This is a genomic window from Flavobacterium sp. P3_A6 (assembly GCF_056403035.1).
On the sequence record NZ_JBFUGG010000054.1, the window covers coordinates 1 to 1,327 of the forward strand.

The following is a 1,327-nucleotide window of genomic DNA, read 5'->3' on the forward strand; positions in this document are numbered from 1 at the left end:
AGGATGAGAGTTGAAATCCCGCTAAATGACTCAAGAAGTACATTGTCGGAAAGATATAACCTCATTCTTTTTATCTTTTAGAGTCTGAACAGAATGTAAGGAACTACGCAAGTCGTAATATCCAGAATATCCAACTAGGAGAAAAGACGAAGGGAGATTCATCACTTTATTATAAACAAAATTAGAAAGTTATGAAAGTATTGAAGCAAGTATTAGGAATTGATGTCGCTCAAAAAGAATTAGTAGTTACCCTTGGTAAAATGTATGATGATTTTAAAATTGAATTATGTTCTTATGCTGTTTTTAAAAATACCAAAAAAGGATTTCTAGAGCTTTCACAATGGGTAGAGAAGTTAACGGATACTGAAATTAAAGTTCGGTATGTAATGGAAGCTACAGGTGTTTATCATCAAAAGTTTGCTTACTATCTTGAAGAAAAAGCAGAAGATGTGAGTATAATTTTGCCCAATAAAATCAGCAATTATATGAGAACTTTAGAAACTAAAACAATAACTGACAAAACTTGTTCAGAGGCTATTGCCAGATTCGGATTGGAAAGAAAGTTGGATAATTGGAAAAAACCAAAAGATATCTATAGAGTTTTAAAACAACTTACCCGCGAACGTCGTCAAATTACAGATGAAAGGACAATAGTAAAGAATCAATTACATGCCGAAGAGACAGAAGCAATCCCTCATTTTAAGAGTATTGAAAGGTTAAAAAAAAGAATTGATTTCTTAACCACTCTTGAAAAAGAAATTAAAGATGAAATTAAGGAAAGTATAAAAGGRCATGACGAACTTATAATTGATATAAGTAACATTTGCACTATTCCGGGTGTGTCAATTTTGACAGCAGTAACTATTGTTGGAGAAACAAACGGATTTGAATTAATAAGGAGCAAAAAACAATTGACGAGTTATGCTGGTTTAGATATAAAAGAGAAACTCTCGGGAACATCGGTAAAAGGTAAACCTACAATATCAAAAAGAGGAAATCGATTTTTAAGAAATTGTCTTCATTTACCCTCTTTGAGTACAATAAAATGGGATGATAATTTTCGYGACCAGTATGCAAGAATAGTAGCAAAACATGGGATTAAAATGAAAGGATGTGTCGCCGTTCAGAGAAAGTTATTGGAATTGATTTATGTTCTTTATAAAAACAAAACAACTTACGACAAGGATTATAAAAAAAATAGCGTGCAAGCACAAAAGGCATAAGCACGCTATACAGTCTAGCTCTATGGCCGACTTAGAGGACAAATTTAATGATAAAAAATAAAAAATAAAATTTAGATTTATTAGAAAATCAACACAGAATCTTT

1 protein-coding gene is annotated in these 1,327 nt (G+C 31.5%); it reads left to right on the forward strand.

Features of this window, described 5'->3' with window-relative positions; genetic code table 11:
• The first annotated feature begins 191 nt into the window (after window positions 1-191).
• A complete protein-coding gene (locus AC1DVP_RS21245; RefSeq protein WP_477185465.1) occupies window positions 192-1,223 on the forward strand; it encodes an IS110 family RNA-guided transposase in 1,032 nt (343 codons plus the stop codon).
• The last annotated feature ends 104 nt before the right edge of the window (window positions 1,224-1,327 follow it).